19 protein-coding genes, 1 tRNA gene and 1 pseudogene are annotated in these 25,376 nt (G+C 75.0%); 3 read left to right on the top strand and 18 right to left on the bottom strand.

The annotated features are described in order from the left end of the window. Positions 1-12 precede the first annotated feature (12 nt). From ACFWIC_RS04290 to ACFWIC_RS04350, 13 genes and pseudogenes are all read right to left on the bottom strand, one after another. On the bottom strand, positions 13-1,998 hold the full coding sequence (locus ACFWIC_RS04290; RefSeq protein ID WP_380359763.1) for an ABC transporter ATP-binding protein: 1,986 nt from the start codon (positions 1,996-1,998) through the stop codon (positions 13-15). After that, the gene (locus tag ACFWIC_RS04295; protein WP_380359761.1) at positions 1,995-2,552 is read right to left on the bottom strand and encodes a TlpA family protein disulfide reductase; all 558 of its coding nucleotides are present in this window, start codon (positions 2,550-2,552) and stop codon (positions 1,995-1,997) included. Before ACFWIC_RS04295 ends, ACFWIC_RS04290 begins: the two co-directional genes overlap by 4 nt. 141 nt (positions 2,553-2,693) lie before the next feature. After that, complete coding sequence (locus tag ACFWIC_RS04300; RefSeq protein WP_329952739.1) at positions 2,694-3,218, bottom strand: MauE/DoxX family redox-associated membrane protein; 525 nt, start codon at positions 3,216-3,218, stop codon at positions 2,694-2,696. 939 nt (positions 3,219-4,157) lie between these two features. Continuing rightward, positions 4,158-4,340: pseudogene (locus ACFWIC_RS04305) on the bottom strand (gamma carbonic anhydrase family protein); the annotation flags it as partial. A 220-nt stretch (positions 4,341-4,560) separates the two neighbouring features. After that, entirely contained in the window at positions 4,561-5,835 is a 1,275-nt protein-coding gene (locus tag ACFWIC_RS04310) for a serine hydrolase domain-containing protein (RefSeq protein WP_380515675.1), read from the bottom strand. Between the two features lie 251 nt (positions 5,836-6,086). After that, positions 6,087-6,254 carry a hypothetical protein gene (locus tag ACFWIC_RS04315; protein ID WP_329881031.1) on the bottom strand — a complete coding sequence of 56 codons (168 nt, stop codon included), beginning with the start codon at positions 6,252-6,254 and terminating at the stop codon, positions 6,087-6,089. Positions 6,255-6,365: 111 nt separating this feature from the next. Continuing rightward, positions 6,366-7,829: a GTPase gene (locus tag ACFWIC_RS04320; protein ID WP_380515679.1), complete on the bottom strand. Its 1,464-nt coding sequence runs from the start codon at positions 7,827-7,829 to the stop codon at positions 6,366-6,368. 47 nt (positions 7,830-7,876) lie between these two features. Continuing rightward, positions 7,877-8,812, bottom strand: coding sequence for a hypothetical protein (locus ACFWIC_RS04325; RefSeq protein ID WP_380359780.1), 936 nt, complete (start codon positions 8,810-8,812; stop codon positions 7,877-7,879). Between the two features lie 13 nt (positions 8,813-8,825). Beyond that, positions 8,826-10,955 carry a dynamin family protein gene (locus ACFWIC_RS04330; protein WP_380359753.1) on the bottom strand — a complete coding sequence of 710 codons (2,130 nt, stop codon included), beginning with the start codon at positions 10,953-10,955 and terminating at the stop codon, positions 8,826-8,828. Then, positions 10,952-12,664, bottom strand: a complete 1,713-nt coding sequence (locus ACFWIC_RS04335; RefSeq protein WP_380515682.1) for a hypothetical protein — start codon at positions 12,662-12,664, stop codon at positions 10,952-10,954. The genes ACFWIC_RS04330 and ACFWIC_RS04335 overlap by 4 nt, the downstream gene beginning before the upstream one ends. 4 nt (positions 12,665-12,668) lie before the next feature. Then, on the bottom strand, positions 12,669-13,727 hold the full coding sequence (locus ACFWIC_RS04340; RefSeq protein WP_380359749.1) for a hypothetical protein: 1,059 nt from the start codon (positions 13,725-13,727) through the stop codon (positions 12,669-12,671). Between the two features lie 131 nt (positions 13,728-13,858). Further along, positions 13,859-14,755 carry a hypothetical protein gene (locus ACFWIC_RS04345; RefSeq protein ID WP_380359747.1) on the bottom strand — a complete coding sequence of 299 codons (897 nt, stop codon included), beginning with the start codon at positions 14,753-14,755 and terminating at the stop codon, positions 13,859-13,861. A 136-nt stretch (positions 14,756-14,891) separates the two neighbouring features. Next, the gene (locus ACFWIC_RS04350) at positions 14,892-16,169 is read right to left on the bottom strand and encodes an Hsp70 family protein (protein WP_380515686.1); all 1,278 of its coding nucleotides are present in this window, start codon (positions 16,167-16,169) and stop codon (positions 14,892-14,894) included. A gap of 421 nt (positions 16,170-16,590) precedes the next feature. Here ACFWIC_RS04350 and ACFWIC_RS04355 point away from each other — a divergent pair, with 421 nt between their 5' ends. Together ACFWIC_RS04355 and ACFWIC_RS04360 are read left to right on the top strand one after the other, a co-directional pair. Further along, complete coding sequence (locus tag ACFWIC_RS04355; protein ID WP_380515689.1) at positions 16,591-17,577, top strand: aminoglycoside phosphotransferase family protein; 987 nt, start codon at positions 16,591-16,593, stop codon at positions 17,575-17,577. A 562-nt stretch (positions 17,578-18,139) separates the two neighbouring features. Next, positions 18,140-18,400 (top strand): hypothetical protein, encoded by a 261-nt coding sequence (locus ACFWIC_RS04360; RefSeq protein ID WP_329881041.1) that lies wholly within the window; start codon positions 18,140-18,142, stop codon positions 18,398-18,400. A gap of 47 nt (positions 18,401-18,447) precedes the next feature. Here the strand turns inward: ACFWIC_RS04360 and ACFWIC_RS04365 are convergent, their stop codons facing one another. Then, entirely contained in the window at positions 18,448-20,145 is a 1,698-nt protein-coding gene (locus tag ACFWIC_RS04365) for a phospholipase (protein WP_380515692.1), read from the bottom strand. Positions 20,146-20,448: 303 nt separating this feature from the next. Then, a complete protein-coding gene (locus tag ACFWIC_RS04370) occupies positions 20,449-21,186 on the bottom strand; it encodes an MIP family channel protein (protein ID WP_380515695.1) in 738 nt (245 codons plus the stop codon). A gap of 413 nt (positions 21,187-21,599) precedes the next feature. On the opposite strand from ACFWIC_RS04370, the gene ACFWIC_RS04375 reads away from it, so the two are divergent. Further along, positions 21,600-22,448 (top strand): hypothetical protein, encoded by an 849-nt coding sequence (locus ACFWIC_RS04375; protein ID WP_329952750.1) that lies wholly within the window; start codon positions 21,600-21,602, stop codon positions 22,446-22,448. Positions 22,449-22,665: 217 nt separating this feature from the next. On the opposite strand, the gene pgm is transcribed toward ACFWIC_RS04375, so the two are convergent. The 3 genes from pgm to ACFWIC_RS04390 form a co-directional block, all read right to left on the bottom strand. Beyond that, positions 22,666-24,315, bottom strand: a complete 1,650-nt coding sequence (gene pgm, locus ACFWIC_RS04380; protein ID WP_329881046.1) for a phosphoglucomutase (alpha-D-glucose-1,6-bisphosphate-dependent) — start codon at positions 24,313-24,315, stop codon at positions 22,666-22,668. A 248-nt stretch (positions 24,316-24,563) separates the two neighbouring features. After that, positions 24,564-24,863: a YciI family protein gene (locus ACFWIC_RS04385; RefSeq protein WP_329881047.1), complete on the bottom strand. Its 300-nt coding sequence runs from the start codon at positions 24,861-24,863 to the stop codon at positions 24,564-24,566. Between the two features lie 155 nt (positions 24,864-25,018). Next, positions 25,019-25,098 (bottom strand) — tRNA-Tyr (locus ACFWIC_RS04390). Positions 25,099-25,376 lie beyond the last annotated feature (278 nt).

Here is a 25,376-nt window from a genome sequence, read left to right on the forward strand (position 1 = left end):
GGCGCAGTACGGCTACGGGGCGGTGCGGCCGAGCGGTGCCGGGGTCGGCGGTCCTGCGGGTGGCCCGACCGGCGTGTCGTGGTACCCGGCCGCCTGCAGCGCGAACAGTTCGGCGTACCGGCCACCGCGCGCCAACAGCCGCTCGTGGGTGCCCTGTTCCACCACCTGCCCGGCGCCGAGGACGACGATCCGGTCGGCGTCCCGGACGGCGCTGAGCCGGTGCGAGACGATCACGCTGGTCGCCCCGCGCCGCAGGCCGCGCAGGCTGTCGTGCACCTCCTTCTCGGCCTCGGCGTCGAGGCCGGAGCTGGGTTCGTCGAGGATCATCAGGTCGGCGTCGCTCCGCATGAACGCCCGTGCCACCGCGAGGCGTTGCCATTCGCCACCGGAAAGCGCGTGCCCGCGGCCGGCTCCCGGCCCGTCGGCCGCGAAGATCCGGCTGAGCAGCGTGCCGTAGCCGGCGTCGAGCCGGGAGATCCGCTCGTGCACACCGACCGCGCGGGCCGCCGTCGTGATCCGGCCGGCGTCGCCGAGGTGGTCCAGGCGGCCGAGGCCGATGTTCTCGCCGGCGGTGAGGTCGTAGCGCACGTAGTCCTGGAAGACCACGCCGACCCGCTCGCGGTACGCGTCGGGGGTGAAATCCCTGATGTCGGTGCCGTTCCAGAGGATGCGGCCGCGGGTCGGGTCGTACAGCCGGCAGAGCAGCTTGACCAGCGTGCTCTTGCCCGCGCCGTTCAGGCCGACCAGGGCGGTGACCGAGCCCGCCGGGAGGACGAGGTCGACGCCGCGCAGGGTCCAGGGGGCGTCCTCGTGGTAGCGGAACCAGACGTCCTGGAGCTCGATCGTCCCGGTGAGCCGGTCCGGGGACACCGGCCGTTCGGGCAGGGCGAGGTCGGGCTCGGCCGCGCCGAGCGCGCGGTAGTGGTCGAAGGTGATGGCCGCCTGGTAGGCGGCGGATCCGGTCGCGGCGAGCTGGGCGACCCCGCTCTGGATGCCGCCGACGGCGGCGAGACACACCGAGACGTCCCCGAGCGACAGTTCACCGTTGCGGGCGGCGCGCACCGCCCAGACCAGACCCAGCGCGTACACGCCCACACCCAGCAGGGACGCGGGCAGCCGCTGGGCGAGGTTGCGCCGGTCGGTGCGCTCCTCCGCGCCGGAGACGGTGAGCAGTTCGGTGCGGGCCCGCTTCCGGAAGAAGTCCTGGAGGCCGAACAGCCGGACCTCCTTCACCGCGTCGACGTCGGCGATCAGGCTGCCGTAGAACATCTGCCGGCGGCTGTGCGCCATCGTGTCGCGCAGCACCGCCGCCCGCCGGCGGCCGGCGACCAGCTGGACGCGCACCAGTGGGAGCGTGAGCAGCAGGGTGACGCCGCCGAGCAGCGGGTTCACCGCGAACAGGGTGCCGAGGAAGCCGAGGACCGTCGCCAGCGCCTGGAGGCTGCTGAACGCCGAGCCGGTCAGCAGGTCCGGGGCGACGCCGCCGGCCTGCTGGGCGAGGCGCAGCTCGTTCTGGAACCGCGGGTCCTCGAAGGGGCGCAGCCCGGGCAGCCGGTTGACCGCCTCGAACAGTTCGTCCTGCACCCGCAGCCGGATGGCCCGGCTGCTGCGGGCCCGGGCGTACTCGCTGGCGGCCGGGGCGAGGGCCAGTCCGAGGCTCGCGGCGACCAGCAGGACGCAGGTGCCGACCGGCACGCCGGAGCCGCCGCCGGGCGCCCCGGGCGGGGCCGTCAGCGCGTCGAACAGGTCGCTGACCAGCAGTGCGGTGGCGGCCGGGAGCAGTCCGGCCACCAGGCCGCAGAGCAGGGAGACCAGCAGCGCACCGGGCCCGGACCGCCAGGCGAGCGCGGTCGCGGCGGCGGCCGAGCGCAGGGCCTGGCGGCCTTCGCCGGGCGGACGCGGCGCCGGGGCGGTGCCCGCCGTCGGGGGCGGGACCGCACCCGCCGCTCCGGCGGTGCCGGTGGCTCCGGCCGTGCCCGCCGTCGGGGTCGCCGTCACCGAACGGCGGGCTGGACGTCGAGCTCTCCGGGCAGCAGGCGGTTGGTGATCCGCCCGTCGGCGCCGACCTCGACGTAGCTGGGCCAGCGGACGACGCCGAAGGACTCGGCCACGGAGCCCTCGACCACCCCGGCGGGTTCGACCACGACCTTGGCGACCGGCGCGAGCATGGCGGCCAGTTCCTCGGCGACCGCGCCGCCGCCCTTGACGACGGCCACGACCCGGTCGCGGCCCCCGGGGTGGTCGGTGACGGCCTTGACGAAGTCCGGAGCCTGTTCGAGGCAGGGCCCGCAGCTCGCGGAGAAGAATCCGACGACGGCGCGGCCCCCGGAGAAGTCCGCGCGGGACACCGGTCCGTCCTGCCGGGAGACGGCCCGGAATTCCGGTACGGGAGTTCCGTCCGGAATTCGGTTCTCCGGGATGGACACGCCCTTGACGATGTCACCGTGGGAACCGTGACCGGAGTTTCCGGTCACCTTTCTGGCGAGTGCCAGGGTAAGCAGCAGATTGAATACGGAAAGACAGCCGATCACGACGGTGAATACCGTTGACATGGCAGTGGGCCTCGTTCCGGACACTGGGGAAGGACGAATTCGAGGGGCGTTCGGGGAGCTTTCGAGGGGCCGGCGGAACGGTGTCGCCGGGGCGCTTCCGCCGGGGCCGGGTGCTCGGCGCGCAGCCGCCCGGGCGGGCACTCAGCGCGCGGGAGAGAAGAGCTCGACCAGGGTGTCGGTGGCGATGGCCAGCGCGCTCGCGCCGACGGCGACCAGCAGGACCAGGGCGACGGCCGCCGGCTCCAGACCCCCCGGGTCCGGCGCGGTGCTCGCCACCAGACCGGCCGCGGCGACGCCGGCGAGGAGCAGGTTGCGCACCACGTGCGCCCGCCCCACGGGCACGCCGGCCGCACCGAAGCAGGGGCAGGAGACGTCGATCCGGCGCCACAGCACCGAGACCAGGACCGCCGCGAACAGCGCGAGCAGTCCGCCCGCCGCCGCGAACGCCCAGGTGGCGACCGGTCCGGGCAGCCAGACCAGCAGGGCGACGGCCGCCTCGACGAGCGGGACGGCGATCACGACCGGGCGGTTCAGCCGGCGCGGGACAACCGCCATCGCGCGCAGCGCCGAGGCGAAGTCCCCGGGCGCGCGCAGCTTGGCCAGCGCGGAGACGGCGAAGACGAGCGCGACGACACAGCGGCCGCCGAGCAGCAGGCAGGCGTGCATGGTTCCTCCCCCGTGCCGGCACCCCGGGCGAGCGGGCATGCCGGCGGACTCTGTCGGCCGGGACTCCCGGCCGGGCACCGGGCGGGCCACGGAGGCCCGCCCGGTCAGACCCGGACGGTCAGCAACCGCCCCGGATGGCGTACGTCTCACAGGTGGGGGCGGAAGCGCAGTTCCAGGAACAGCACGTCTTCACGTAGAGCGTCTCCCCGACACAGGTGTAGAACGTACCCGCCGGGCACGCGCAGGCCGCTTCCGCGGTCTCCGTCCGGAGACCGCGCGAGAACGCCCGGTCGACCAGGTTGAGCATCGCCTGAACCATTGTTCCTCCACACTGGGCAGATGGATACGAGTGGCTGTGCACTTACTGACGAGATCTCGTGCGGGGAAACGTAACTGAAATATTCAGATCTTGTCTAGACCAAATTGGACAGTGATCGACAGGTGAGAACGGAAGCGGAAAGTCCGATTCCGTGGGTCGTGTCACCGGCCCTCCGGAATGGCCCTCGCGCACTCGTCGGCCGCGCGGGCCGCCGGGACCGGAGGCCCGAGGCCCGCCCGGAGGTCTGCGCGGATGGTGCGCCGGTGGGGGTTCATCGACAGCTTTCGGCGGGTGGGTCGCAGAGTCCGACGCCTTCGACGCCCGGGAGGTCGGCGATCCGCCGCCTGAGGTCGGCGAGGGCGGTGGCGGGTGCCCGGGAGTCGAGGATGACGACGAGGCGACGCTCCGGGCGTTTCGCCGTTCCGGATCACGTCCTGGCAGGCGGCCCGGTGTCGGTGGTCCCGGACTCGGGCGCGACGTCATCGACTTCTACACAGCCGCCCCGGACGGGGCCGTTCGCCCGGAAGCCGGATTCGCCACCGACGATGCGGCGGCCCCCACGCGTTCGGGAGCATCTCGAAGAGACACCGTCCGGCTACGCCGGCGCCGACGGCCGGCAACAGATAGCCCTCGGCGCCGGCCTCGATGCCGGTCCGCTCCTCCGCGGTCAGCTCGCGGCGGATCCGGGCCGGGACGCCGGCGACCGGCGAGCCGGGCGGCACCCGCATGCCCGGCGGGCCGAGGGCGCCGGCTTCGCCTTCGGCTTCGGCCGGCGAACCGGCGCCGATCCGGGCGCCGTTCAGTGGGACGAACACCCCCGGTCGACGGCGGGCAGGACGCCTCGTGGACGGCGTCGACCACCTCGGCGGTCAACGGCCCCGGCGTTGCTCGCCCCTCCTCGTGGCGACTGCCCGGCGGGGGCGGAACGGCACGCCCGCCGCCCGGCCGGTCCGGTGTCCGGCGGGACGGCGGAACGGCGGGACGGCGGAACGGCGGGACGGCGGGACGGCGGGACGGCGGCGGTCAGCCGGTCGGGGCGGCGGTTGCGGTGGCCTGCTGACGGCCGCAGAAGGCGGTCGCCAGCAGCTTCTGCGAGGTCTTCCACCCCTGGCCGGTGTTGCGGTAGCCGTTGGTCGAGACCGCCACCAGTCGGCGGCCGTCCAGGGTGCCGTAGAGGGCGCTGTTGTGCCCGCGGCCGGTACTGCCGTTGTTTCCCCAGACCTCGCCGCAGGGCGTGGTCAGCCGGCCGATCCCCAGGCCGTACTGGGCGTCGCCGCTCAGCGGGGCGACCGTCAGCATCTCGGCGAGCAGCGGTGCGGGGAGCAGCCGCCCGCCGAGCAGGGCCCGGAGGAAGGTGCCGAGGTCCCCGGTGGTCGAGATGCCGACGCCCGCCGCGTCCATCTCGCTCGGCTCCATCTCGGTGACGTCCACCGGGCCGCCGGGCAGATCGAGGTAGGTGTGCGCGTGCGGGCCGCGGATCCCCGTCGCGTGGGCCGGCATCGACGTCCCGCTCAGTCCCAGCCGGTCGATGATCCGGCGCTCCACCTCCCGGCGCCAGTCGTGGCCGGTGACCCGCTCGACGATCATGCCGGCCAGCAGGTAGTTGGTGTTCGCGTAGTGCCAGCCCGTGCCGGGCGCGAAGTACGGCGGGTGGCTGTTGGCCACCGCGAGGAGTTGCTGCGGCGTCCAGCTCCGCCAGCGCCCCTCGCGGAGCCAGGTCGCGTTGTCGACGTCGACGGCCGGGTCCGCGGTGTAGTCGAACAGCCCGCTGGTGTGGTTGAGCAGCTGGCGCACGGTGACGGAGCCGCCGCCCGGGACGGCACCCGGCAGCAGGCTCTCCACGCTGTCGTCCAGCCCGAACCGCCCCTCGCCGACCAGTTGGAGGACGACAGTCGCCACGAAGGTCTTGGTCACACTGGCGATCCGGAACCGGCCGCTCGCCGAGGGCTCGGCGCCGGTCGAGAAGTCGCCCACGCCCTTCGCGCCCTTCCACACCGTGCGCCCGTACTCGGTCACCCGGGCGAGGGAGCTGGACGCCCCGCCGACCTCGATCACGCCCTCCAGCGCCTCGTTCAGCGCCCGGGCGTCCACGCCACCCCGGTGCGGGCCGCGGCCGGCCGCCTCCGGGCCGCTCCCCGGCTGCTCCTCGCCGACGGCCGTCGCTCCGCCCGGCCCGGTGCCGAAGGCACCGGCCGTCGGGGCGGTCACGCCCACCAGGCCCACCCCCGCCAGCGCGAGCGCGACGATCCGCACGCCCCTCGCCGTCCGCGACGCGCCCCGGCGCTCCGCTACCCTCATGAGTCCTCCTGTGTCCGTGCCGACGGCTTTCGCAACACCCGAAAAGTGTGAGGGGTTGACACTTTGTCAGCCGGGCACGAACCGGTCGTCCACCCACAGGGGCACAGCGGCTCCACCCACGGGTGGATGCCCCTCCGGCGTGTCGGCCCTCCTCAAGTCGGAGGCCGACCGTGCCGAACTCCGGTACAGGAATCCGACTTGAGAAGAACTCACATACGTCGACGAGTCGTCCCGGCGGGGCCTTGACGGCGTCACCAGCCGTCGTCGCCCGCATCGTGCACCGCCGCCGGGTCGGGCTCGTGGCCGTTCTGGCCGGAGTAGTAGTCGGACGGGGACTCGTAGGCGGTGTGGTCGGCCGCCTCGATCACGTCGTCGGGGTGCAGGCGGCCGTCGTCCCAGGTCTGCTCGGGGTCGGTCACGGCGGTGTTCCCTTCTCTCCACCGGCCCGAACACCGTCCGGACCGGTTCCCGACCGGGTCGGACCCCCGGTCGGACGTCGGACCCGGCCGGACGTCGGACCCGGTCGGACGTCAGGCGGGCGGCCCGGGCGGTGCGGCGAAGTAGATCGCCTCGCACAGCTCGCGCGCGATCCGCGCGTACCGGCCGGCGTCGCGCAGCGGGCCGTCCTCCAGCCGGCGCCAGTACCCGGCCGCCCGCGCCGCCGCCCGGCGCAGGTCCTCCGGCCCGGCCCCGGCCTCCAGCCCGAGCTGGGCGGCCGGGGTGCGCCCGGTGGCCAGGGCGATCAGCGCGTCGACGGCGTCCGGGGCGAGTTCGAGCCGCCGGGAGGCGACGGCGGCCAGCGCCCGGGCCAACTCGTGTCGGCGCAGCACCGGATGCTGCCGGAGCTCGCCGATCCTGGTGCGCGCCCGGCGGACCAGGTCGGCGGGCAGGCCGTCGCCCGCACCGAGCGCGGCCTCGACCGCGCCGAGGGCGGCGGCGGCGCGCAGGACGTCGGCGGCGTCGACGAACTGCCGTCGCAGGTGGTCGACGACGGCACCGATGCCGGAGGTCCTCCGGAACTCCTCCAGCAGGACGGCGGCGCCGACGTGACCGCCCGTCGCCCTGGCCCGGTCGGCGGTCCGGAGCGCGACGTCGATGCCGTAGACGCCGAGCAGGCCGTGGAGCCGTTCGCGTTCGGGCCGGGTGAGCGGGGCGTCGTCCCAGCCCAGGAAGCGGCTGCCGGTGTACAGGGCCCGGCGGAGTTCGGCCGCGGGGGTCTCGGCGAGCCGGCGGACCAGGGCGGCGTCCGACTCGGTGAAGTCGTCGCCGAGGGCGGTCTGCGCGAGCAGGCCGACCACCGGGAGCACGGAGTCCACCAGCCCGGCGAGCCGTTCGGCGTTGCGGTCGGCGACCTGCCGGGCCCGGGGCCAGGGGTCACCGTGGCCGTCGCCGAGCAGGTCGATCCGGCTGAGCACGCCCACCGCGTTGAGCGCGGTCATCCGGCTGTCGGCCTGCGCGCGTAGGGCGCCGAGCGCCTCCGCGTCCCCGGCGCCCGGGTGCGGCATGACGTAGATCACGGCGTCGGCGCGGGCGAGCGCGGCCAGCGCGGGCGCGTCGAGACCGCTGAGCGAGTCGAGACCGGGGGTGTCGACCAGCACGCAGTCCCCGGCCGGCCGGAGTCCGGCGGCCTCGACCACCACCTCGGCGATCTCCCCGGTCGGCGTCCCGAGGCCGCGGGGATCGCGCGGCAGGCCGCCGGCCAGCCAGTGGGAGGTCCCGTCGAGCCGCCGGACCTGGACGCGGTTGAGCGGGCCGGGCCGGAACCAGGCCACCACGGTGGTGCACTCGGTCGCGGCCGAGGCGGCGAGCCGGCGCCCGAGCAGGGCGTTCACCAGGGTGGACTTGCCCGCGTTCATCCGGCCGCCGACGGCGATCCGCAGGGTCCGCTCGTCGAGGCGCTCCCGCACGGCGCGCACCGCCCCGACGGCCGGACCCGGCGGCAACCCGGCCGCCAGTTCCGCGCAGAACTCGCCCACGAGGGGAGCGAGTTCCACGGACCTCGGTCCGCCCGTCGACGCGGGCCCGGGCGGGGGGACTCCGGTCACCGCGCCTCCGCCGGGAGGAGGTCGCCGACCGGCGGTACGGTCCCTCGCTGCACGCGGGCCAGCACCCTGGCCAGCCGCTGGGCGGGCCGGCGGAGCCGTCCGAGCTCCTCCTTCTCGATCCGCGCGCACTCCTCGTACCGCTTGAGCTTGGCCGTGGCGCTCTCGACGCCCTTGAGCCAGGACACCATGCTGTTCACCGCGTGCGCGTCCGTGCGGGTCTCCTTGATCAGACGCCGGGAGTCGGCGAGTTCGGACTCCACCGCCTGCACCCGGTGGGTGAGCAGGCCCGAGAGGCACCAGAGCACCGGGACGAGGACTCCGGCCGGCCTGGACCCGCAGGAGACCGCCACCGACAGGTCGAGGATCCGTTCCTCACCGGCGATCAGGTCCGCCAGCGGGGCCGTCGCCTCCCTGGCCAGGGCCCACGCGGCAGGGTCGGTGACCAGGTCGGCCTTGGTGAAGGCGAGCACGATCGGGAGCGGCGCCGACTGCGGCTGCACCGCCCGCTGGAGCAGGACGACGGTGCGACGGAGCTCCTCGTGGCTGCCGACGTCGGCCGCGAGGCGCTGGGCGTCGGCGAAGACGATCAGCCCGTCGGCCCGGGTGAGCCGGGCCAGCAGTCCGGTGGTCTCGGGATCGTCCGCGGCGGTGCTGGTGAGCGAACCGCCGCGGTAGTCGGTCCAGTCGAAGGCCGCAACGTCACGGCGGCCGTGGGTGAGCAGGAATCGGTGGTCCGTGCGGCGGGAGGAGATCGGCGGGTAGACGCCGCGGCGCACCGCCCGGCCCGCCCGGAGCAGATCGTGCCCGTCCTCCTCGCTGACGTCGCGCAGGGTGAACCCTTTGTACCCGGTGGCGAGTTGGGCGTACATGGAGGAGAGGTAGGTGGTCTTGCCCGCGTTGCTGTGGCCGAGGGCGACCAGCCGCAGGTTCATCAGGTCCACGAAATCAGCTCCGTCCCGGGCCCGGGGAGCCGGACGCACCGTCGGCACCAGACGCGCCGTCGGCACCGGACGCGCCGGGGTCGCCGGGAGTGCCCAGCGACCGGGCCAGGGCGGCGCCCTCGTCCCGCAGGACGACGAGCGAGGCGATCCGCCGCCGGGTGCGGTCCCGGGCGGCGGCGAGGTCGGCCGCGGAGGCGGCCAGGTTGCGGCGGTGGTCGGCGAGCTGCCTCTCCAGCCGGACCCGCTCGTCCGCGATGGCCCGGTCGAGGACGACACCGAGCCGGTCGGTGAGTTCGTCGACGTGGCTGGTGATCTGCGCGGGGATCTCGGTGCTCAGCTCGGTGAGCACCCGGTTGAGGTGGCGGGTGGCGTCGCCGCGCACCCGGCCGAGTTCGGTGCGCTGGCGGCGCCGACGGGTGAGCACGGCCAGCATCGCGTAGCTGGCGACGGCCGGGACGAGGATGCCGCCGGTCAGCAGACTGAGCACGGTGCCGAAGGTGGCGGCGGTGCCGAGCGAGGGCGCGACGCTCTCGATCACCCCGAGCGGACCGCCCTCGCGGTGCTTGGAGTGCACCATCTCCGGTAGCAGGCCGGCTCGTTCGGACCGGAGGACGACCGCGGAGCCGTCCACGGGCACGAGCTCGGCGCCGGGGGCCTCCCCCTCCGGACCGGAACCTGCGGCGGCGTCCAGGACGGCCGCGCACTCCTGCCGGACCTTCTCCTCCAGCACCGCCAGGCCCCTCCGGGCGGCATTGTCGAGCTGCAGCCAGACCGCCTCCACCTGGGCCTCCAGGTCGGCCGGGAACTCCTGGGCGAGCGTCCCCGGTTCGGAGGTCGCGATCTGCCCCTCGGCGTACTGCCGGACGTCGTTGACGCTCCGCCGGAAGCCGAGCTGGAGGGCGTTCTTGAGATCGCGGGCACCGGTCGACAGGACCCGCCGCCACTGGGCGCTCTCCGGCTGGAGCAGCCGCAGCGCCTCCTCCGCACCCTGCACCTCGGCGGCCAGCGTCGGGTCCTGCTGGAGCGAGCGGAGGCGCTGTTCCTGCTCGGCCAGCGGACCGGCGATCGCGGTGAGGGCGACGTGGACCAGGTTGGCGAGCCGCAGTTCGGCGGCCCGGGCGGCGACCCGACGGCGCAGCAGCTCCTCCAACGGCTCGAAGCCGCTCTCCGAGAGCAGTTCGGCGGCCTCCTGGAGCGAGCCCGAGTCGGCGGCCTCGGCGGCGTCCCGCCGGGCCCGGTTGCTGACCGGGAACCAGGAGGCCCCGGAGTGCCGGGGTGCGTACCGGGCGATCAGCTCGTGGTTGCGGGCGAGGACGGCCTGCCACGCGTCGTGGCTGTCGGTCTTGGTGAGGACGAACACCGTCTCGACGGTGCGCTCCGTCGCGCGGGCCAGGAACTCCAGCTCGGAGCTCGTGAGTTCGCCGGATCCGTCGACCACGAAGACCAGTGCGTCGGCCCACTCAAGGGCGGCGAGGGCGAGTTCGGCGTGACCGCTGACCAGCCCGCCGACACCGGGAGTGTCGACCAGTTCGAGGCCGGCGGCGAGCATCGGGACAGGCAGCTCCACCTCCACGTGGTGGACGTCGAGGCGGTGCGGCCGGCCCGTGAGCGGGTCCACCGCGGCGTACTCGGCGATCCGCTCCAGCGGGATCGGCTCGGGGCTCGGCCGCCCGTCCGGCTCCCCCGCCGGGGCCGGGTTCCCGAGCGGGTCGGTGCCGTCGGAGGGCCCGGCCCCGGCCCCGGTGGTGGACCCCGCCGCGGGCAGCAGGAACGCCTCGGCGCGCGGGCGCTCGCCGTGGCGGACGACGACGTGCACACCGGTGGCGACGTCGGCGTCGACCGGGAGGAGGTCCCAGACGCCGACCAGGCTGTTGATCGTGGAGCTCTTTCCGCGCTTCTTCTCCCCGACCACGACCAGCGAGGCGGCGCCGTCGGCGGCCCGGGCGGCCTCCTGCCGGACCCGTCGGGCGGCGTGCTCGGCGGTCGAACCGGCACCGCCCGCTCCGGCGTCGTCGGTGGGTTCCGCAGGCTCGGCGGCGGCCGCCCTGGAGGCGCGTTCGAGGAGGTCCGCGGTGCGGCCGGCGAAGTCCAGCACGCGGGCGCGGGAGGGGCTTTCGGCCCGGGGCGTGGTCATGAGGGTTCTCCCGTGGTGGAGTCGGTCCGGTCGCCGGGGTCGGCCGGCGGGTTCGCGCGCCGCCCGGCGGGCCCTGCGGAACCGCCGGTCGGCGGGTCGGACGGCCGGCGGGGCGGGGCAGGCGGCGGGTCGGCCGGCGGGTCGGGCAACGCAACGGACGGCGGGACGGTCGGCGGAGCGGGCACCGAGCCTGACGTCGGGACGGACGACGGGGCACCGGAGGCGTCCGGCCCGGGAGCCGGACCCGACGGCGCGGCGGGCGGCTCCGGGTCGTCGAATCCGCCGAACCTGCCGGAGTAGTCGGCATCCTGGGGCGTGACGGAGCGGGTCTGCCCGAACAGGGGGCGCTCGACGCTGGGGCCGGGAGAGACGTAGTCGTCCCCGCTCGCCCTCCCGGTGTACGGCCTCCCGTCGTCGTGGGCCTCCCCCTCCGGAGCGCCGTGCGGCGCGCCGTGCTGCGGCACCTCGGCGTACGGGTCACGGGGTGCCGTGTCCGGGTACGGGTCGGCCGGGCGCCCGCCGTTCCTCCTCCGCGGGGCCAGCGCGGAGTCCACCTTGCGGCCGACCTCGGTCAGGAACCGACCGGCCTGGCCCAGGAGCTGGCCGAGGACCGACTGCCCGGGCGGTTCCGCCGGGTCCGGGCCCTTTCCCGGGCGCGGGCCGTCGTGTCCGGCGCCTCCCGCCCCGTGGACGGCCCCGCGTCGCCCCCCGTCGTATCTGTCGTACCCGCCGTGTCCGCCGTACGCCGGATCCACGGTTCCCGGGCCCGACGGGTGCGGCGCCCCGGGCCCGAAGGTTCCCGCCTTCGACCGACCCGGCTTCGACGGACCGCGCTTCGACCGGCCGGAGCCGGACGCCGCCGGACCGGCGGAATCCCCCGCGGCCTGGTTCGGCGTGAACCGCGTGGCCGTCGGCGGCGCCGGCGGCGGGCGGAACAACAGCTCGTAGGCCCGGCCGTCCCGGCTGGTCAGATGGGTGAGCCGAGCGAGGTCGGCGTCGGTGCGGCGGCGCCAGCCGGTGACCAGGAGGCACGGATCGGGCACGGACGCCGCCGCCGACCAGAGCGCCCCCGCCTCCGACTCGGGCAGCAGGTGGGCCCCGTCCGCGCGGGCGGGGAGCCATCGGCCCGTCGGCGGCAGCTCGCCGACCGTCCCGGGGGCCCCGTCGGGCCACGGGGCGGCCACCGGCACGGTCGCCCGCGGCTCGGCCTCCCGCCGGTCGGCCGCCTCCCAGGTCGGCGCCGTCCAGTCGCGGTACACCCGGCCGCCCCAGGGGACCAGATGGTCCTCCAGTTCGGCGAGCTCGGGGAGTCGCCCGGGCACCGGCGCCGCGCTGTACCAGCCGACGAAGCCGTAGAGCAAACGGTCGAACTTGTCCCGGACCATGGTGTCGCTGATCAGTCCGAACTCGCAGGCCGCGCCGAGCAGCACGCCGTGCTCGTCGCGGTGGAGCACGAAGCGCGGCCCGTCCTCCAGGCGGTCCCCGCCCGCCACCGCGGTGCGGACGGCCTCGGCGAGCGGGCCCTGCCGGTCGACGCCGGCGGGCAGGGCCCGCCACCACTGGTCGATCCGCAGGGTGCGGCCGTAGACGACGGCGGACCAGCCGCCGGGCGGAGTGGCGGACACATCGGCTCCGGCGGGCCGGGGGTCGGCCGCCGGTGTGGCGTCGGAGGTGTGGTCGGGCAACGGCCCGTACGGAGGATTCGTCATGGTGTCAGTCCGTCAGCAATCGGCCGTCGCGGTAGATGGCGATCCCTCGCAGTTCCTGGTCCAGCTCGGCGCACCGGTCCTGGGCCCGTTGGAGGTCGGCCGAGGTCGCCCGGCTGTCGGCCACGAGCCGCTCGATCTGCTGCCGGGCGGAACTCTTCCGGTCTCCCCTGAAGATGCCGCCGAACAGCCCCTGGCTGAGTGCGGCGAGTTCGCCGCGGGAGGAGTCGAGGCCGGCGGAGAGCCTCGCCATCTCGTGCTCGTTCCGGGCGATGCCCTCGCTGAGGTAGTGGCGAAGGCTGAAGACGATCGGCAGGTGGAGGTTCTTGGGGCTGATCCGGGTCGCGTCGACGATGGTCCTATCGCCCTCGCCGAAGGCGCCCAGCTGGATCGGGCAGAGCGCCACCGTGACGCCCTCGGCCTCCTCCCCGGCGAGGGCGGGGACGAGGTTCCCGAGGTTCCTCGCCACCACCTGGAGCGCCTCGGCGGCGCTCATCCCCGTGCGCGCGGCCAACAGGTCGACCTTGGTGAGCAGCACGACCACACCGGGGGGAGGCTGGCGGGCGCGGAAGCGGTTGCTGAAGACCCTGGAGATCGCGATGCTGCACCGGGGGATCTCCATCAGGTCTCCGGCCCGTTCGAGGCTGCCCGGGGCCCCGGCCTTGACCCACTCGGCCACGTGCTCGGAGGCCAGCGCGAGAATGATGGTGTCGGTGGCCTCCAGCCGCTCCGCAAGCCGCGAGACGTCCGGCGCCGAGCCGCGGGGGGCGGCCAAGGAGTCGCCGCGGAAGTCCACGAAGTCGACCTGCATGAGGTCGCGCATGCCACGGCGGAACACGAACTCGTAGGTGACGGGCACGTCGTCCGGGGTGGGCTTCGGCATCTCGCCGGTGCGGCGGAGCCTGGCCCAGTGCTCGGCGAGGTCGAGGTCCCGGTCGGGGTCGGTGGTGTAGAGGTAGTAGCCCTTCAGACCGGACGACAACCGGTTGTACATGCCGTGCAGGTAGGCCGTCTTGCCGGAGCCGGCGGCTCCGATCATGGTCACGGAAATGCTGGGAACGTCCATGGACGCGGTCCTCTGTTCGCGAGGTCGAGGGTCACGGTGCTTCCGATGGTGGTGGCGCTGCCGGTGGTGCCTGGGAGGGATCGGATCGGGAGTCGGGGCGGGGTCCCACGGTGGCGGGGGCGGACCGCGGCTCAGAACGAGAGGATGTCCTCCAACAGCTCACCCAACCGGTCGGCCGGCTCCACCAGTGGTTGCAGGAGGGAGAGTTCGGAGGCGGCGAGGGCCCGGTCACGGTCCCGGAGGGCCGCCCAGGACGGCACGTCGTCCCACCAGCTGCTGACCCGGTCCCACAACGTGTCGCGCTGATCGGCCAGTTGGGCGGAGGCCATCAGGCTGTCGATCGAGGCGGACAGTCGCATCGCCCGCCCGATGATGCCGAAGCGGAGCGTCCAGAGCACCGGCAGCGCCACGTTCTCCGGCTCCGGTCCGCAGACCAGCGGGATGAACGCCCCCTGGATGTGGCGGGTTTCGGCGACCGCCTCGATCAGCGGCCGGAACGGTCCGACGAACCGGTCCTCCGCGTCGTCGGCCCCGAGGTCGACCAGATCGGCCTTGGTGAGGGCGATCACCAGCGGTGTCAGCGTCTCCTCCCGGTCGGCGAGGGCCTGGTGGACCCGGACCGTCAGCCGCCGGACGGCTTCGGCCGCCTCCGGGTCGGTGTCCAGCCGGAGGGCGTCGACGAAGAGCACGATGCCGTCGGCGGCGACCAGGTCGTCGTGCAGGTCGGCCGCCTGCCGGCTGTCGCTGCGGTGCTCCGTGAGCGCTCCCCCGCGGTGGTCCTTCCAGCGGAACGGGAAGACGTCGGCCCCGTCGTGGCGCAGGACGAAGTCGTAGGCGCGGGGCCGGTCGCTGGGCCGGGGGTAGCGGCCGCTCAGGATGTCCCGTGCGCCGGACGTCAGCACGCGGTGGGCGGTCGTGTCGGCGGTGCTCAGCGTCATGCCCTCGACGCCGTCGCACATGGCCGCGTACATCAGGGAGAGGTAGCTGGTCTTCCCGGCCGCATGGTGGCCGAGCATCACGATGTCCATGCGATTCCTCGCGGCTCCTCGGGAGGCGGGCGGGTCCGGTCGGAGTGCTCCCGACGGGCGGGACACGGAGTTGGGGGTGCGGTGTCCGGTCCCGGCCCGGCAGTTCGTTCCGGGGCGGGTCGGTTCGGATCAGGGGTCAGAGGGGCCGGCGCCCGTCCAGACGGGGGTCGTCCTCGTCCGGATAGTGGGTGACGGCCCAGCGCTTGGCACTCTGGCCGGCGTCTGCGCCGTCGTGGGCACCGCCGGCGCCGTCCGCCGGTCCGGGCGAAGCCGGCGGGTCGGTGAGCGCACCGAGCGCGACCACGGCCTTGGGATCGGCGGCCAGTTCGGGAAGCCGGCCCAGACGGGCGGCGATCAGGTCGGCGACCACCGGAGTCCGGCCGGCCGCGCCGCACAGGACGACGGCGGCGAGGTCCTCCGGGGACACTCCGGCCCGGGCCAGCGCCCGTTCCAGCAGTTCGACGGAGGCGGTGAGCGCCGGGGTGACGGCCGCCCGGTACTCGCCGCCCTGGACGACGAACGGGTCGCGGTAGCCGGGCACCGCGAGGTAGACCGTCCCGGTGCTCGACAGGGACTCCTTGGCGAGGGTCAACTCCCGTGCGAGCTGGAAACGCTGGTGGGCGGTGGCAGCGTCGGACGCGTCGGAAGCGTCGGCGGAATCGGAAGCGGCAGCGGACGCCGGATCGGGCCAGAGCCGGTACCAGGGGGCCGGGTCCACGTCCAACGCGCGGTCGCGGAGCAGTTCGAAGAGGGCCTGGTCGAGGTCCCGGCCGCCGAAGTCCGGGTTGCCGGCGACCGCGACGGCCCTGAACCCGCCCCCCTCCCGGCGGAGTACGGCGATGTCCACCGTCCCGCCGCCGAGGTCGTAGACGGCGATCGGGCGGTCCTCGTACGGCGCGGAGCCGTCGGCGTGCCCGGCCTCACCGGCGTCCGCCCCGAGGGCCGCCGCGGCGGCGTGGAAACGGGCCGCCGCCACCGGCTCGGCCAGCAGCTCCGGGTCGTCGATACCGGCCCGGACGGCCGCCTCGACGAGCCGGCCCAGATCGACCGGCGACCAGTCCGCAGGGTGGGTGAGCACGGTGCGCGCCGGGGCGCCGCCGCCGTTCTGCGCACGGGCCTCCGCCGCCGCGCGGGCCAGTACGGCGGCGACGAGGTCGACCGTGGCCACCTCGCGGCCGTCCAGCAGGACGGCCCGCTGGCGGAGCAGCGCCCTCTTGGGGCCGAGCTCCGCCCGTTCCGGCCGCTGGGCGGCGAGTTGGACGGCGGCGCGGCCGGTGAGCAGCGCCCCGGCGTCGTCCAGGCAGACCAGCGAGGGAAGGTAGCGGCTGTTCTCGATCTCGACCGCCACCACCGGACCGGCCTGCGCCACGCGAACCGCCGCGGTGGTGAAGCAGGTACCGAAATCTATGGCCAACGACCAGTCAGACACGTTTCCTCACAAGGCAGTTGCGGCACGAGAGTGCGCGGCGGAGCACAGCCGGGGCAGCAGCCCCAGGTGTCCCGCGCAGGATGTTAGGCCCCCACGGGCGACTCTGAAGCGGGTCGGGACATTTTGTAACAATGGCATGCACATTGCCGCTTCGGCGCCGAGGCATCGGCGGCACGGCACGGGCACGGCACCTCGGCCCCCGGGACCGGGGCGTCGGCCCCCAGTCTCCGCGCACCCGGAGGCCGAAACTCCGTCAGGTGACCGAATGGGGACGGAACACCCGGCGGCCGACCCTCCCGGCCGACGTGCGAGAGTCGGAACCACTGCGCGGCGGAACCCCGTGCAGCGACCGAACCGGCACGACCCGCCGGGCACAACCTGCCCGGCCCCGACGAGGAAGGCCCCCTTGAGCAGCCGCGACGCCGCCCCCGATACAGCCCCCGTCCCCGTTCGCGCCCTCGCCCCCGTTCGTGTCCCCGAGGAGTTCGCCGCCGCCTACGGCGCACACGGGGTCGCCGAGCGCGCCTGGATCGGGGAACTCCCCTCCCTCGCAGCCGAGTTCCTGGACCGCTGGACCCTGCGACCGGACGGCCCGCCCGCCCACGGCATGGCCTCGCTGGTCCTTCCCGTCCTGCGGGCCGACGGCTCCCCCGCGGTCCTGCGGCTGCAACAGGTGCGCGAGGAGACGGCCGGCGTCGCCGCCGGGCTGCGCGCCTGGCGGGGCGAGGGCGCCGTCCTGCTGCTCGACGACGACCCCGCCACCGGCACCCAACTGCTCGAACGACTCGACGCGGCCCGGCCGCTCGGCGTGGTGGCCGACGACGACACCGCGCTGTCGGTCCTCGCCGGCCTGATGGCCCGGCTGACGGCCGTCCCCGCCCCGGCCGGGCTCCGCCGCCTCGGGGACCTCGCCGCCGCCATGGTCGACGAGGCACCCCGGGCCGTCCCTTCCCTCCGGGACCCCGACGAGCGACGCCTCCTCCGCACCTGCGCCTCGACGGTGGCCGCACTGCTCGACGAGCCCGGTGATCGGCTGCTGCACTGGGACCTCCACGACGGCAACGTGCTCGCCGGCGAGCGCCACCCGTGGCTCGCCATCGATCCCGAACCCCTCTCGGGCGACCCGGGATTCGACCTGCTCCCGGCCATCGACCAACGGTGGGACGCCGCGCACCGGGGTTCCGCCACCGAACGGACCGTTCTCCGGCGGTTCGACCTGCTGACCGGCACGCTCGGCCTGGACCGTTCGCGGGCCGCCGGCTGGACGCTCGGCCGCGTGCTGCAGAACGCCCTCTGGGACGTCGAGGACGGCCGGACCGCCCTGGAGCCGTCCCAGGTCGCCGTCGCCACCACACTGATCCGGCACCGCCTCGGTCAGGGCGTGGAACCGTGAACCGGCCTGCGTCCCTCCGCACGGAGACGGCGGTTCAGAGCCCGGACAGCACCTGGCGCCACCCCCGGTCGACGCCTGGCCTGGCCCCGCGGGACCGACGGGCGCGGGGGGTGCCTTGAACGAGCCGGACCGGCCGCCGGTGGAACACCGGCCGCCGCCCGACCGGATCGGCCGGCGGGCCACCGCCTGGACGTCCGGTCCGGGCTACGCCGCCGTGCTCGCCGGGTCCTCGGCCCTGGCGGCCGTGCTGTTCGTACCGTGGCGTCCGTCGTCACGTCCCGAGGTCCTGGTGCCGCTCGCCGCGACCGCACTGCTCGGTGCCGCCTGGCTCGCCGCCTCCCGGCTGGCGCCGCCGGCCGAACGTCCCGCGCCCGGCCGAACGGTAGCAGCACCGCCTGCGGACCTTCTCCCGGCCCTCCTCCCGACGCTCCTCCCGGCTCTCCTGCCGACCCGCGCCGTCGGTCGGCGCGAGCGCGGGCCGAGGGGCGCGCGACGCGGCCCCTGCCATCGGCCGGGCGACCGACGGGCGGAACCGCACAGGTGAAGGTCAGGTTGCATTCGCGTGAACCGCCTCAACCACCCGCTCCGCACAACCGTCCGTCTCCTCGCCCGGATCCGCTCGGCCGTCGAGCGCCTCGACGCGCGCGCCGACGCCGCCCTGCGGGCCTGGGCCCGCCCGCTCACGGCCCGCACCGCCGAGCTGCTGCGCCGCATGGCCGCCGCCAACTGCAGTGACGCGCTCAGCCGCCACCTCCCCTGTCGCGCCCGCGAACGGGCCGCCCGCGACGCCGCCGCGGGCCACGACGGCCGGCCCGGCTCCTAGATCCGGCCCGAAGGACCGGCCGGACGGACCGGCCCGGGGCGCCGGCGTCAGGCGCGGCAGAGGCCGGTGGCCCAGTCGACGGTCGCGGCGGCCTGGGAGTGGCGCCACTCGGGGGCGAGCAGGTCGCGGTCGAGCTGCGCGGCGGCGGTGCGGTCCTCGACGACGTAGCCGAAGTCCTGGAGCCAGGCCGGGTAGAGGTTCTTCGATCCGATGTAGAACGCCGAGTCGTCGATCGCGACCAGCTTGTGGTGCAGCGCGTACGGGTGCCCGTCGGCCCAGGTGGCGGTGGGGGCGGCCCGGAAGGTGGCGAGCTGGAGGTTGCCGCAGAGCGCGGCGGTGGCCCTGGTGCGGTCGCCGGTCAGGGTGGCGAGGCGGGCCCGGAGCACGTCGCTGATCTCGGCCAGGGACTTGATCTGCGAGTAGCCGCCGCTGCCGACGGCGCCGCGGTTGGCCGGGTCGCTGACCACGATCCGCACCTTGACCCCGGCGGCGAGCTTCGCGGCCAGCAGGTCGTAGAGGCGGGTGTCGTAGCGGGGCAGCGGCGGGCAGGTGCCGTTCATGTCCTGCTGGGAGATCTCGATGTGCCGCCGGGCACTGCCGACGAGGGCCCGCAGGGCGTTCTCCTCGGGGTTGACCGTCTCGTAGTCGCGGTCGGCGTTGGTGTTGTCGTGCAGGGTGAGCGGGCTGCACTTGGCGTCGGCGGCCCCGACCACCGGGCCGGGCCGGTAGCCGGACGCCGGGTCGGCGGCCTTGATGCCGACGCCGAGCCCGCCGACGGCGATCACCGGGACGGTCCCGGTGACGGGGGCGGCCGGGTTGAGGTCGCGCTCGATCGACGGGCGGCAGGCCCCGCCGTCCGAGGAGGCGAACCAGGCGTTGTCGAAGAGGCCGGTCCGGCCGCAGGTCCACTCCCACAGGGTGTCCAGGTAGCGGGCGGCCGAGGTGGCGGCGGGGCCGCTGAGCGCCAGGTCGACGTCCGAGACGGGGTGGGCGGTGTCGAGGTAGTCGTTCTTCCAGCCGTTGATGCCGCCGGCGATGACGGTCCGTCCGTCGACGACCAGGAGCTTGGAGTGGTTCCAGGAGAACGCGGTGCGCGAGGTGGTCATCGAGGCGATGTTCAGACTGACCGAGCCGGCCGCCGGGCCGAGCCCGGCAACCAGCTCGTCGCGGTAGCGGGAGGGCAGGACGTTGGCGTTGTAGAGCGGCGCGGCGCCGACCAGGATGCGCACGACGGGGCGGTGCCCGGCGGCCACCGCGGCCTTGAGTCCGGCGACGAGGGCGTCCTCGAAGCCGCCGTCGGGGAACGGCGCGAGGGTGGAGACGTCCACGGTCCGGGTCGCGGCGGCGACATCGGCGGTCATCTTCGTCAGCAGCGCGCGGGTGCCGGGCCGGTCGGCGCAGGTGGCGTCGCCCCAGCAGCCGGGCGTCTGGAGCAGCCAGCCGGCCGGCTCCGCCCCCGTACCCATACCGGCACCGCCACCGGCACCGGCACCGGCACCGGCCAGGCTGTTGCCCTCGGTGCGCTGCCAGACGGTGCCCTCCAGCCCGGGCGACACCTCCCGCAGGACGCGCTCCACGGCGTCGAGGTGCGCGGTGCCCGTGTCACCGTCGGCCCGGGCGGTGGGGGCGGGTGCGGCCGCACGGGCGGACGTGGGCGGGACGACGGCCAGCAGGCCGGTGGCCGCGGCGGCGGCGAGGGCGGCGCGCAGGACGCGGCCGGGGCGGCGGGAGGAGGGTCGGAGCACGTGACGTTCCTTCAGGGCGTGACGGGTGGCTCATGGTTCACCCGTGGGACGACCTGAGATTACCGAGAAGTAATATCCCGTCCAATTTGTGCATGACAATGAGCCACCGGGCTTGATTCGCACCCGCCGTCCGACCCCCGCCACATGGCCGCCGCGCGCCGGGGCGGCGAAGCCGGGCCGCGCGCCCGGCCTCGGACACGCCGGAAGGCCCGGCCCCGACGGCTCGTTCGAGCGTCGGGGCCGGGCCTTCCGGGAGGCTCACGCACCGGGCGCCGGGGCGGCGCCCCGGCAGCGACCGCGAGGTCAGCGGTCGGCGGCTGCCGCCCGCCGGTCCGTCGCGAGCGCCTCGGCGGCGGCGATGTTCGGCTGCGGGTGGGTGAGCAGGTGCGCACCGGCGGCGAGGGCGCCGCCGACCAGCGGCGCGAGGATGAACAGCCACAGCTGGGACAGCGCCGCGCCGCCCGCGAACAGCGCCGGACCGAAGCTGCGCGCCGGGTTGACGGACGTCCCGGTGAGCGGAATCCCGACCAGGTGCACCACCACGAGCGCCATGCCGATCGGCAGGCCGTCGAATCCGGTGGCGGCCAGGCGGTGGGTGACCGCCAGAACGACGAAGACCAGGAGGAAGGTCAGCAGCACCTCGGTCAGGAACGCGCCCCCGAGGTTGATGTGCACGGCGGAGCGGTCGCCCCAGCCGTTGGTGCCGAGCTTCTCGTGGGTCTGGAGGCCGGGTATCTGCTTGGCGAGCACCAGCACCAGGGCCGCGCCGGCGATCCCGCCGAGGAACTGCGCGACCCAGTACGACGCGGCGGTACGCCCGTCGATCCGGCGGGCCAGCAGGAACCCGAAGGTCACCGCCGGGTTGACGTGGCACCCGGAGATCGGGCCGAACGTGTACGCCAGGGCGAGCAGCACGAAGCCGAACGCCAGCGCGATCCCGACCGATCCGATCGCATCCCCGGCCACCACGGCGGCGCCCACCGCCAGCAGCACCAACAGCAGAGTTCCGAGAAACTCGCCGACCACCGCACGCCTGTCCATCTGGCCTCCCGACCGCATCACTCCGAACGGCACCGCACCGCCCGAACCCGGCTCACCCTCGGCAGCCGAACGGGGCAACGCATCTCGATCGAACGCCTGCGCGCCGAGATCCTGAAACACCGGACGGACTAATTGCTCCAGTCGGGTGAACCGGACATATCGCCACACTATAGGCCATCCGGCCTGCGACCTCACCTCGACGCCGGGCGCGCGCCCACCCCGCCACCACCCGTCGCGAACACCGACCCGACCCGCGACCGGAGCTGACGGTCCCTGGACGAACGAACCCGACCGGACGGTCCCCGACCGGCAGCCCCGCGCCACCCCACCCGGGCTCCCACCCGCCTCCCGTCCCGAGGCCCGGGCGGCGCGGCGCGAGGACCCGCCGCACCGTCGGCCCGTACGGTCTGCGCATGTCCTTCGGTCTGCTGTCGGCGCTGCTCGCCGCCCTGCTCACCGGTTCGGCCACCGTGCTCCAGGCGGTCGGCGCACGCCGCGCCGCAGCCGGCCGGCGGCCGGGCGGGGCCGCCGCGCTCGCCGGAGCCTTCCGCCAGTGGCCGTTCCTGGTCGGAGTCGGGATGGACATGCTGGGGTTCGGCGCCGAGCTGATCGCCCTCGAACGGCTGCCGCTCTACGAGGTCGAGGCCGTCCTGGCCTCGGCCCTCGCCGTCACCGCCGTCGGCTCGGCCCGCGTCCTGCGGGTGCGGCTGCGGCGCAGCGAGTGGGCCGGGGTGGCGGCGGTCTGTGTCGGGCTCTGCGTCCTCGCCCTCACCGCCGGGCGGGACGGACCCGGCCGGGGCAGCCCGGCGCTGCGGCTGGGCGTCCTGCTCGCCTCGGTCCTGCTGATCGGCGTGGGCTGGCTGGTGGTGCGGTTCGCCGGAGGCCGCAGCGCGCCGTTCCTCGGGCTGGTCGCCGGCCTCCAGTTCGGCGTCGTCGGCGTCGCGGTGCGGGTCCTGCCGGACGCCCGACCGCCCGACCTCCTCGTCGAGCCCTCCGCCTACGCGATCGCCCTCGCCGGGCTGGGCGGCTTCAGCGCGCTGACCTGGGCCATGCAGAGCGGTTCGGTGACGGCCGCGACGGCGGCCATGGTGCTGGGCGAGACCCTCGGTCCGGCCGTCATCGGCGTGTTGCTGCTCGGCGACCACACCCGCCACGACGCGACGCCGCTCGCCGTCGCGGGCTTCCTGACGGCGGTGGCCGGTGCGCTGACCCTGGCCCGGTTCGGGGACGCCGAGCAGCCGTCCCCGGCCTCCGCGCGCTGATCGGGCCCTTCGACACCGCGCCGGCCGCTGCCCGGGCGGCCGGCCGGTCCGGGTCGTGACCGGCCTTGCGGGACCGCCGCCCGGGGATCACCCACCCGGGAAACGGCCGCCCGGGGAACGGCCGCCCGACCGACGGACCGGCGCGCGCGGGCCACCGGCGGTCCGGCCGGTGGGCGGTCGTCGCCCACCGGCCGGGCCGCACGTGCGGCGGGGATCGTCAGTCCGTCTGGCCCGCGAGCACCTCGTTGACGAGGGTGCGCGCCTCCTCCTGGACCCGGGCCAGGTGGTCGGGTCCCTGGAAGGACTCGGCGTAGATCTTGTAGACGTCCTCGGTGCCCGACGGGCGGGCGGCGAACCAGGCGTTCTCGGTGCACACCTTGATGCCGCCGATGGCCGCGCCGTTGCCCGGGGCCTCGGTGAGCACGGCGGTGACCGGCTCGCCCGCCAGATCGCCGGCCCGGACCTGGTCGGCCGACAGCCGGGACAGCAGCGCCTTCTGCTCGCGGTCCGCCGGGGCGTCGACCCGGGCGTAGGCGGGGGCACCGAACCGCTCGGTCAGGTCGCGGTAGTACTCGCTGGGCGTGCGGCCGGTCACGGCGGTGATCTCGGCGGCCAGCAGGGCGAGCAGGATGCCGTCCTTGTCGGTGGTCCAGACCCCGCCGTCGCGGCGCAGGAACGACGCGCCGGCCGACTCCTCGCCGCCGAAGGCGATCGAGCCCTCCAGCAGGCCGTCGACGAACCACTTGAAACCGACCGGCACCTCGACGAGCTGCCGCTTCAGGTCGCCCGCGACCCGGTCGAGCATCGACGAGGAGACCAGCGTCTTGCCCACCGCCGCGTCGGCGGGCCAGTCGGCGCGGTGCCGGTAGAGGTAGTCGACGGCGACCGCGAGGTAGTGGTTGGGGTTCATCAGGCCGCCGTCGGGGGTGACGATCCCGTGCCGGTCTGCGTCCGCGTCGTTGCCGGTCGCGATGTCGTACTCGTCGCGGCGGGCGATCAGCGAGGCCATCGCGGCGGGCGAGGAGCAGTCCATCCGGATCTTGCCGTCCCAGTCCAGCGTCATGAAGCGCCAGGTCGGGTCGGTCACCGGGTTGACCACGGTCAGGTCGAGGCGGTGCGTCTCGGCGATCCGCCCCCAGTAGGCGACGGACGCGCCACCGAGCGGGTCGGCGCCGATCCGCAGGCCGGCGGCCCGCACCGCGTCCAGGTCCAGGACGGAGACGAGGTCCTCGGTGTAGGCGGTGACGTAGTCGTGCCGACCGGTGGTCGGCGCGGCCAGGGCCCGCGCGTACGGGACCCGCTTGACGCCCCGCAGGCCCTCGCGGATCAGGGCGTTGGCGCGGTCCTGGATCCAGCCGGTCGCCTCGGAGGGGGCCGGGCCTCCGCTCGGCGGGTTGTACTTGAACCCGCCGTCGCGCGGCGGGTTGTGCGACGGGGTGACCACGATGCCGTCGGCCAGCGCCCGGGGGCTGCGCCGGTTGTGGGTCAGGATCGCGTGCGAGACGGCGGGGGTCGGGGTGTAGCCGTCCGCGCTGTCCAGCAGGACGGTGACGCCGTTGGCGGCCAGCACCTCGACGGCGGTGGCCGTGGCCGGCTCGGACAGGGCGTGCGAGTCGGCGCCGAGGAACAGCGGGCCGGTGACGCCCCGCGCGGCCCGGTACTCGCAGATCGCCTGGGTGGTGGCGGCGATGTGGTCCTCGTTGAACGCCGCGTCCAGCGAGGAGCCGCGGTGGCCCGAGGTGCCGAACGCCACCCGCTGGCCCGGCTCCTCCGGGTCCGGGTGCAGCGTGTAATACGCCGTCACCAACCGCGCCACGTCCACCAGGTCGCCCGGCTGCGCCGGCTGCCCGGCCCGTACGTGTGCCATCGTCTTCTCCCACCAGATTTCTCGCCGTGCGCCGGCCAGCGGCCCGGCGCTTCCGTGCCCCGTGCTCACCGATCGTAGCCAGTGGACGACCGCCGACCGTACCCGGGCGGGGCCGCCCGGCGAGGCGGGTCGGGTGGGACCGGCGGACGCGCTGCACCGGGCGGACGCGTCGTCGGACCGCTCCGGGCCCCGGACCGGGCGTCGGTACCGGCCGTGCGGCCCCCGGCACGGCGGTGGCGGGCGGGACCTCAGGCGGGGAGCCGCTGGCGGTGCGCTTCGAGGACGGGGGCGACGGTGGTCGCCAGGAACTCCGTCACCGTGTACTCCACGAGGCCCTCCACCACGAAGGGGTCGGTCCGGGTGACCGCCTCGATCGCGGCCCGGTCGTCGCCGGTGGCGAGGATGACGCCGCCGTCGCGGGGGACCTTGCGGCCGGAGGCCAGGAAGGTGCCGTCGGCGTAGTGCCGGCCGAGCCATTCCACGTGGGCGGGGAGGGCCGCGTCGATGCGGTCGAGGGACGCGGTGTAGGTCAGCTCCAGAACGAACATGCGGCCAAGGCTAGCCGGGCGCAGGTGAGCGCCGCTCCACCGGGCACCGCTCCCCGACGGAACGTCACGCACCGTCGGCGCAGGGCCGTTCGGCCGGATTCGCCGGCCGTGACATGACGATGCCCCGGGCCGTGGGGCCCGGGGCATCCCGAGGGTGGGCGAGGATGGATTCGAACCACCACAGCCGAAGCGGGGGCTTTACAGGCCCTTGGGCTCTCCCAGGCCCAGCTCGCCCTCGGTTTCTCTCTCGTCGCTCTCGTCTCTCTCGTCGATCGCGATGTCTCTACTCTCCCCCGGCCCCGCCAGGCCCGACAACCGGTTTTCCGGCCACGGCCGTTCCGTGCCGGACACCGCCCCGGAGGGGCTTTCCGGCTGGTCAGCCGGGTGGCGGTGGCGACATGTACGTGTCCGGATCAATGCGTTCGCCCCCCTCATGTGGTGTAGACCACTCCGGAGCCGACCGCGGCCGCCGGGAGCGCGCCCGAACACCGGCCCCGTTCGCCGCCCTTGAGG

This window comes from Kitasatospora sp. NPDC127035 (assembly GCF_042726075.1).
Classification (GTDB): Bacteria; Actinomycetota; Actinomycetes; order Streptomycetales; family Streptomycetaceae; genus Kitasatospora.

What these genes read in the sequence shown, in the direction of transcription:
- ACFWIC_RS04295 (WP_380359761.1), bottom strand. Translation starts at nt 2,552, where the DNA reads ATGTCAACGGTATTCACCGTCGTGATCGGCTGTCTTTCCGTATTCAAT.
- ACFWIC_RS04345 (WP_380359747.1), bottom strand. Translation starts at nt 14,755, where the DNA reads ATGGACATCGTGATGCTCGGCCACCATGCGGCCGGGAAGACCAGCTAC.
- ACFWIC_RS04340 (WP_380359749.1), bottom strand. Translation starts at nt 13,727, where the DNA reads ATGGACGTTCCCAGCATTTCCGTGACCATGATCGGAGCCGCCGGCTCC.
- ACFWIC_RS04335 (WP_380515682.1), bottom strand. Translation starts at nt 12,664, where the DNA reads ATGACGAATCCTCCGTACGGGCCGTTGCCCGACCACACCTCCGACGCC.
- ACFWIC_RS04330 (WP_380359753.1), bottom strand. Translation starts at nt 10,955, where the DNA reads ATGACCACGCCCCGGGCCGAAAGCCCCTCCCGCGCCCGCGTGCTGGAC.
- ACFWIC_RS04325 (WP_380359780.1), bottom strand. Translation starts at nt 8,812, where the DNA reads ATGAACCTGCGGCTGGTCGCCCTCGGCCACAGCAACGCGGGCAAGACC.
- ACFWIC_RS04370 (WP_380515695.1), bottom strand. Translation starts at nt 21,186, where the DNA reads ATGGACAGGCGTGCGGTGGTCGGCGAGTTTCTCGGAACTCTGCTGTTG.
- ACFWIC_RS04300 (WP_329952739.1), bottom strand. Translation starts at nt 3,218, where the DNA reads ATGCACGCCTGCCTGCTGCTCGGCGGCCGCTGTGTCGTCGCGCTCGTC.
- ACFWIC_RS04385 (WP_329881047.1), bottom strand. Translation starts at nt 24,863, where the DNA reads ATGTTCGTTCTGGAGCTGACCTACACCGCGTCCCTCGACCGCATCGAC.
- pgm (WP_329881046.1), bottom strand. Translation starts at nt 24,315, where the DNA reads ATGGCACACGTACGGGCCGGGCAGCCGGCGCAGCCGGGCGACCTGGTG.
- ACFWIC_RS04310 (WP_380515675.1), bottom strand. Translation starts at nt 5,835, where the DNA reads ATGAGGGTAGCGGAGCGCCGGGGCGCGTCGCGGACGGCGAGGGGCGTG.
- ACFWIC_RS04375 (WP_329952750.1), top strand. Translation starts at nt 21,600, where the DNA reads ATGTCCTTCGGTCTGCTGTCGGCGCTGCTCGCCGCCCTGCTCACCGGT.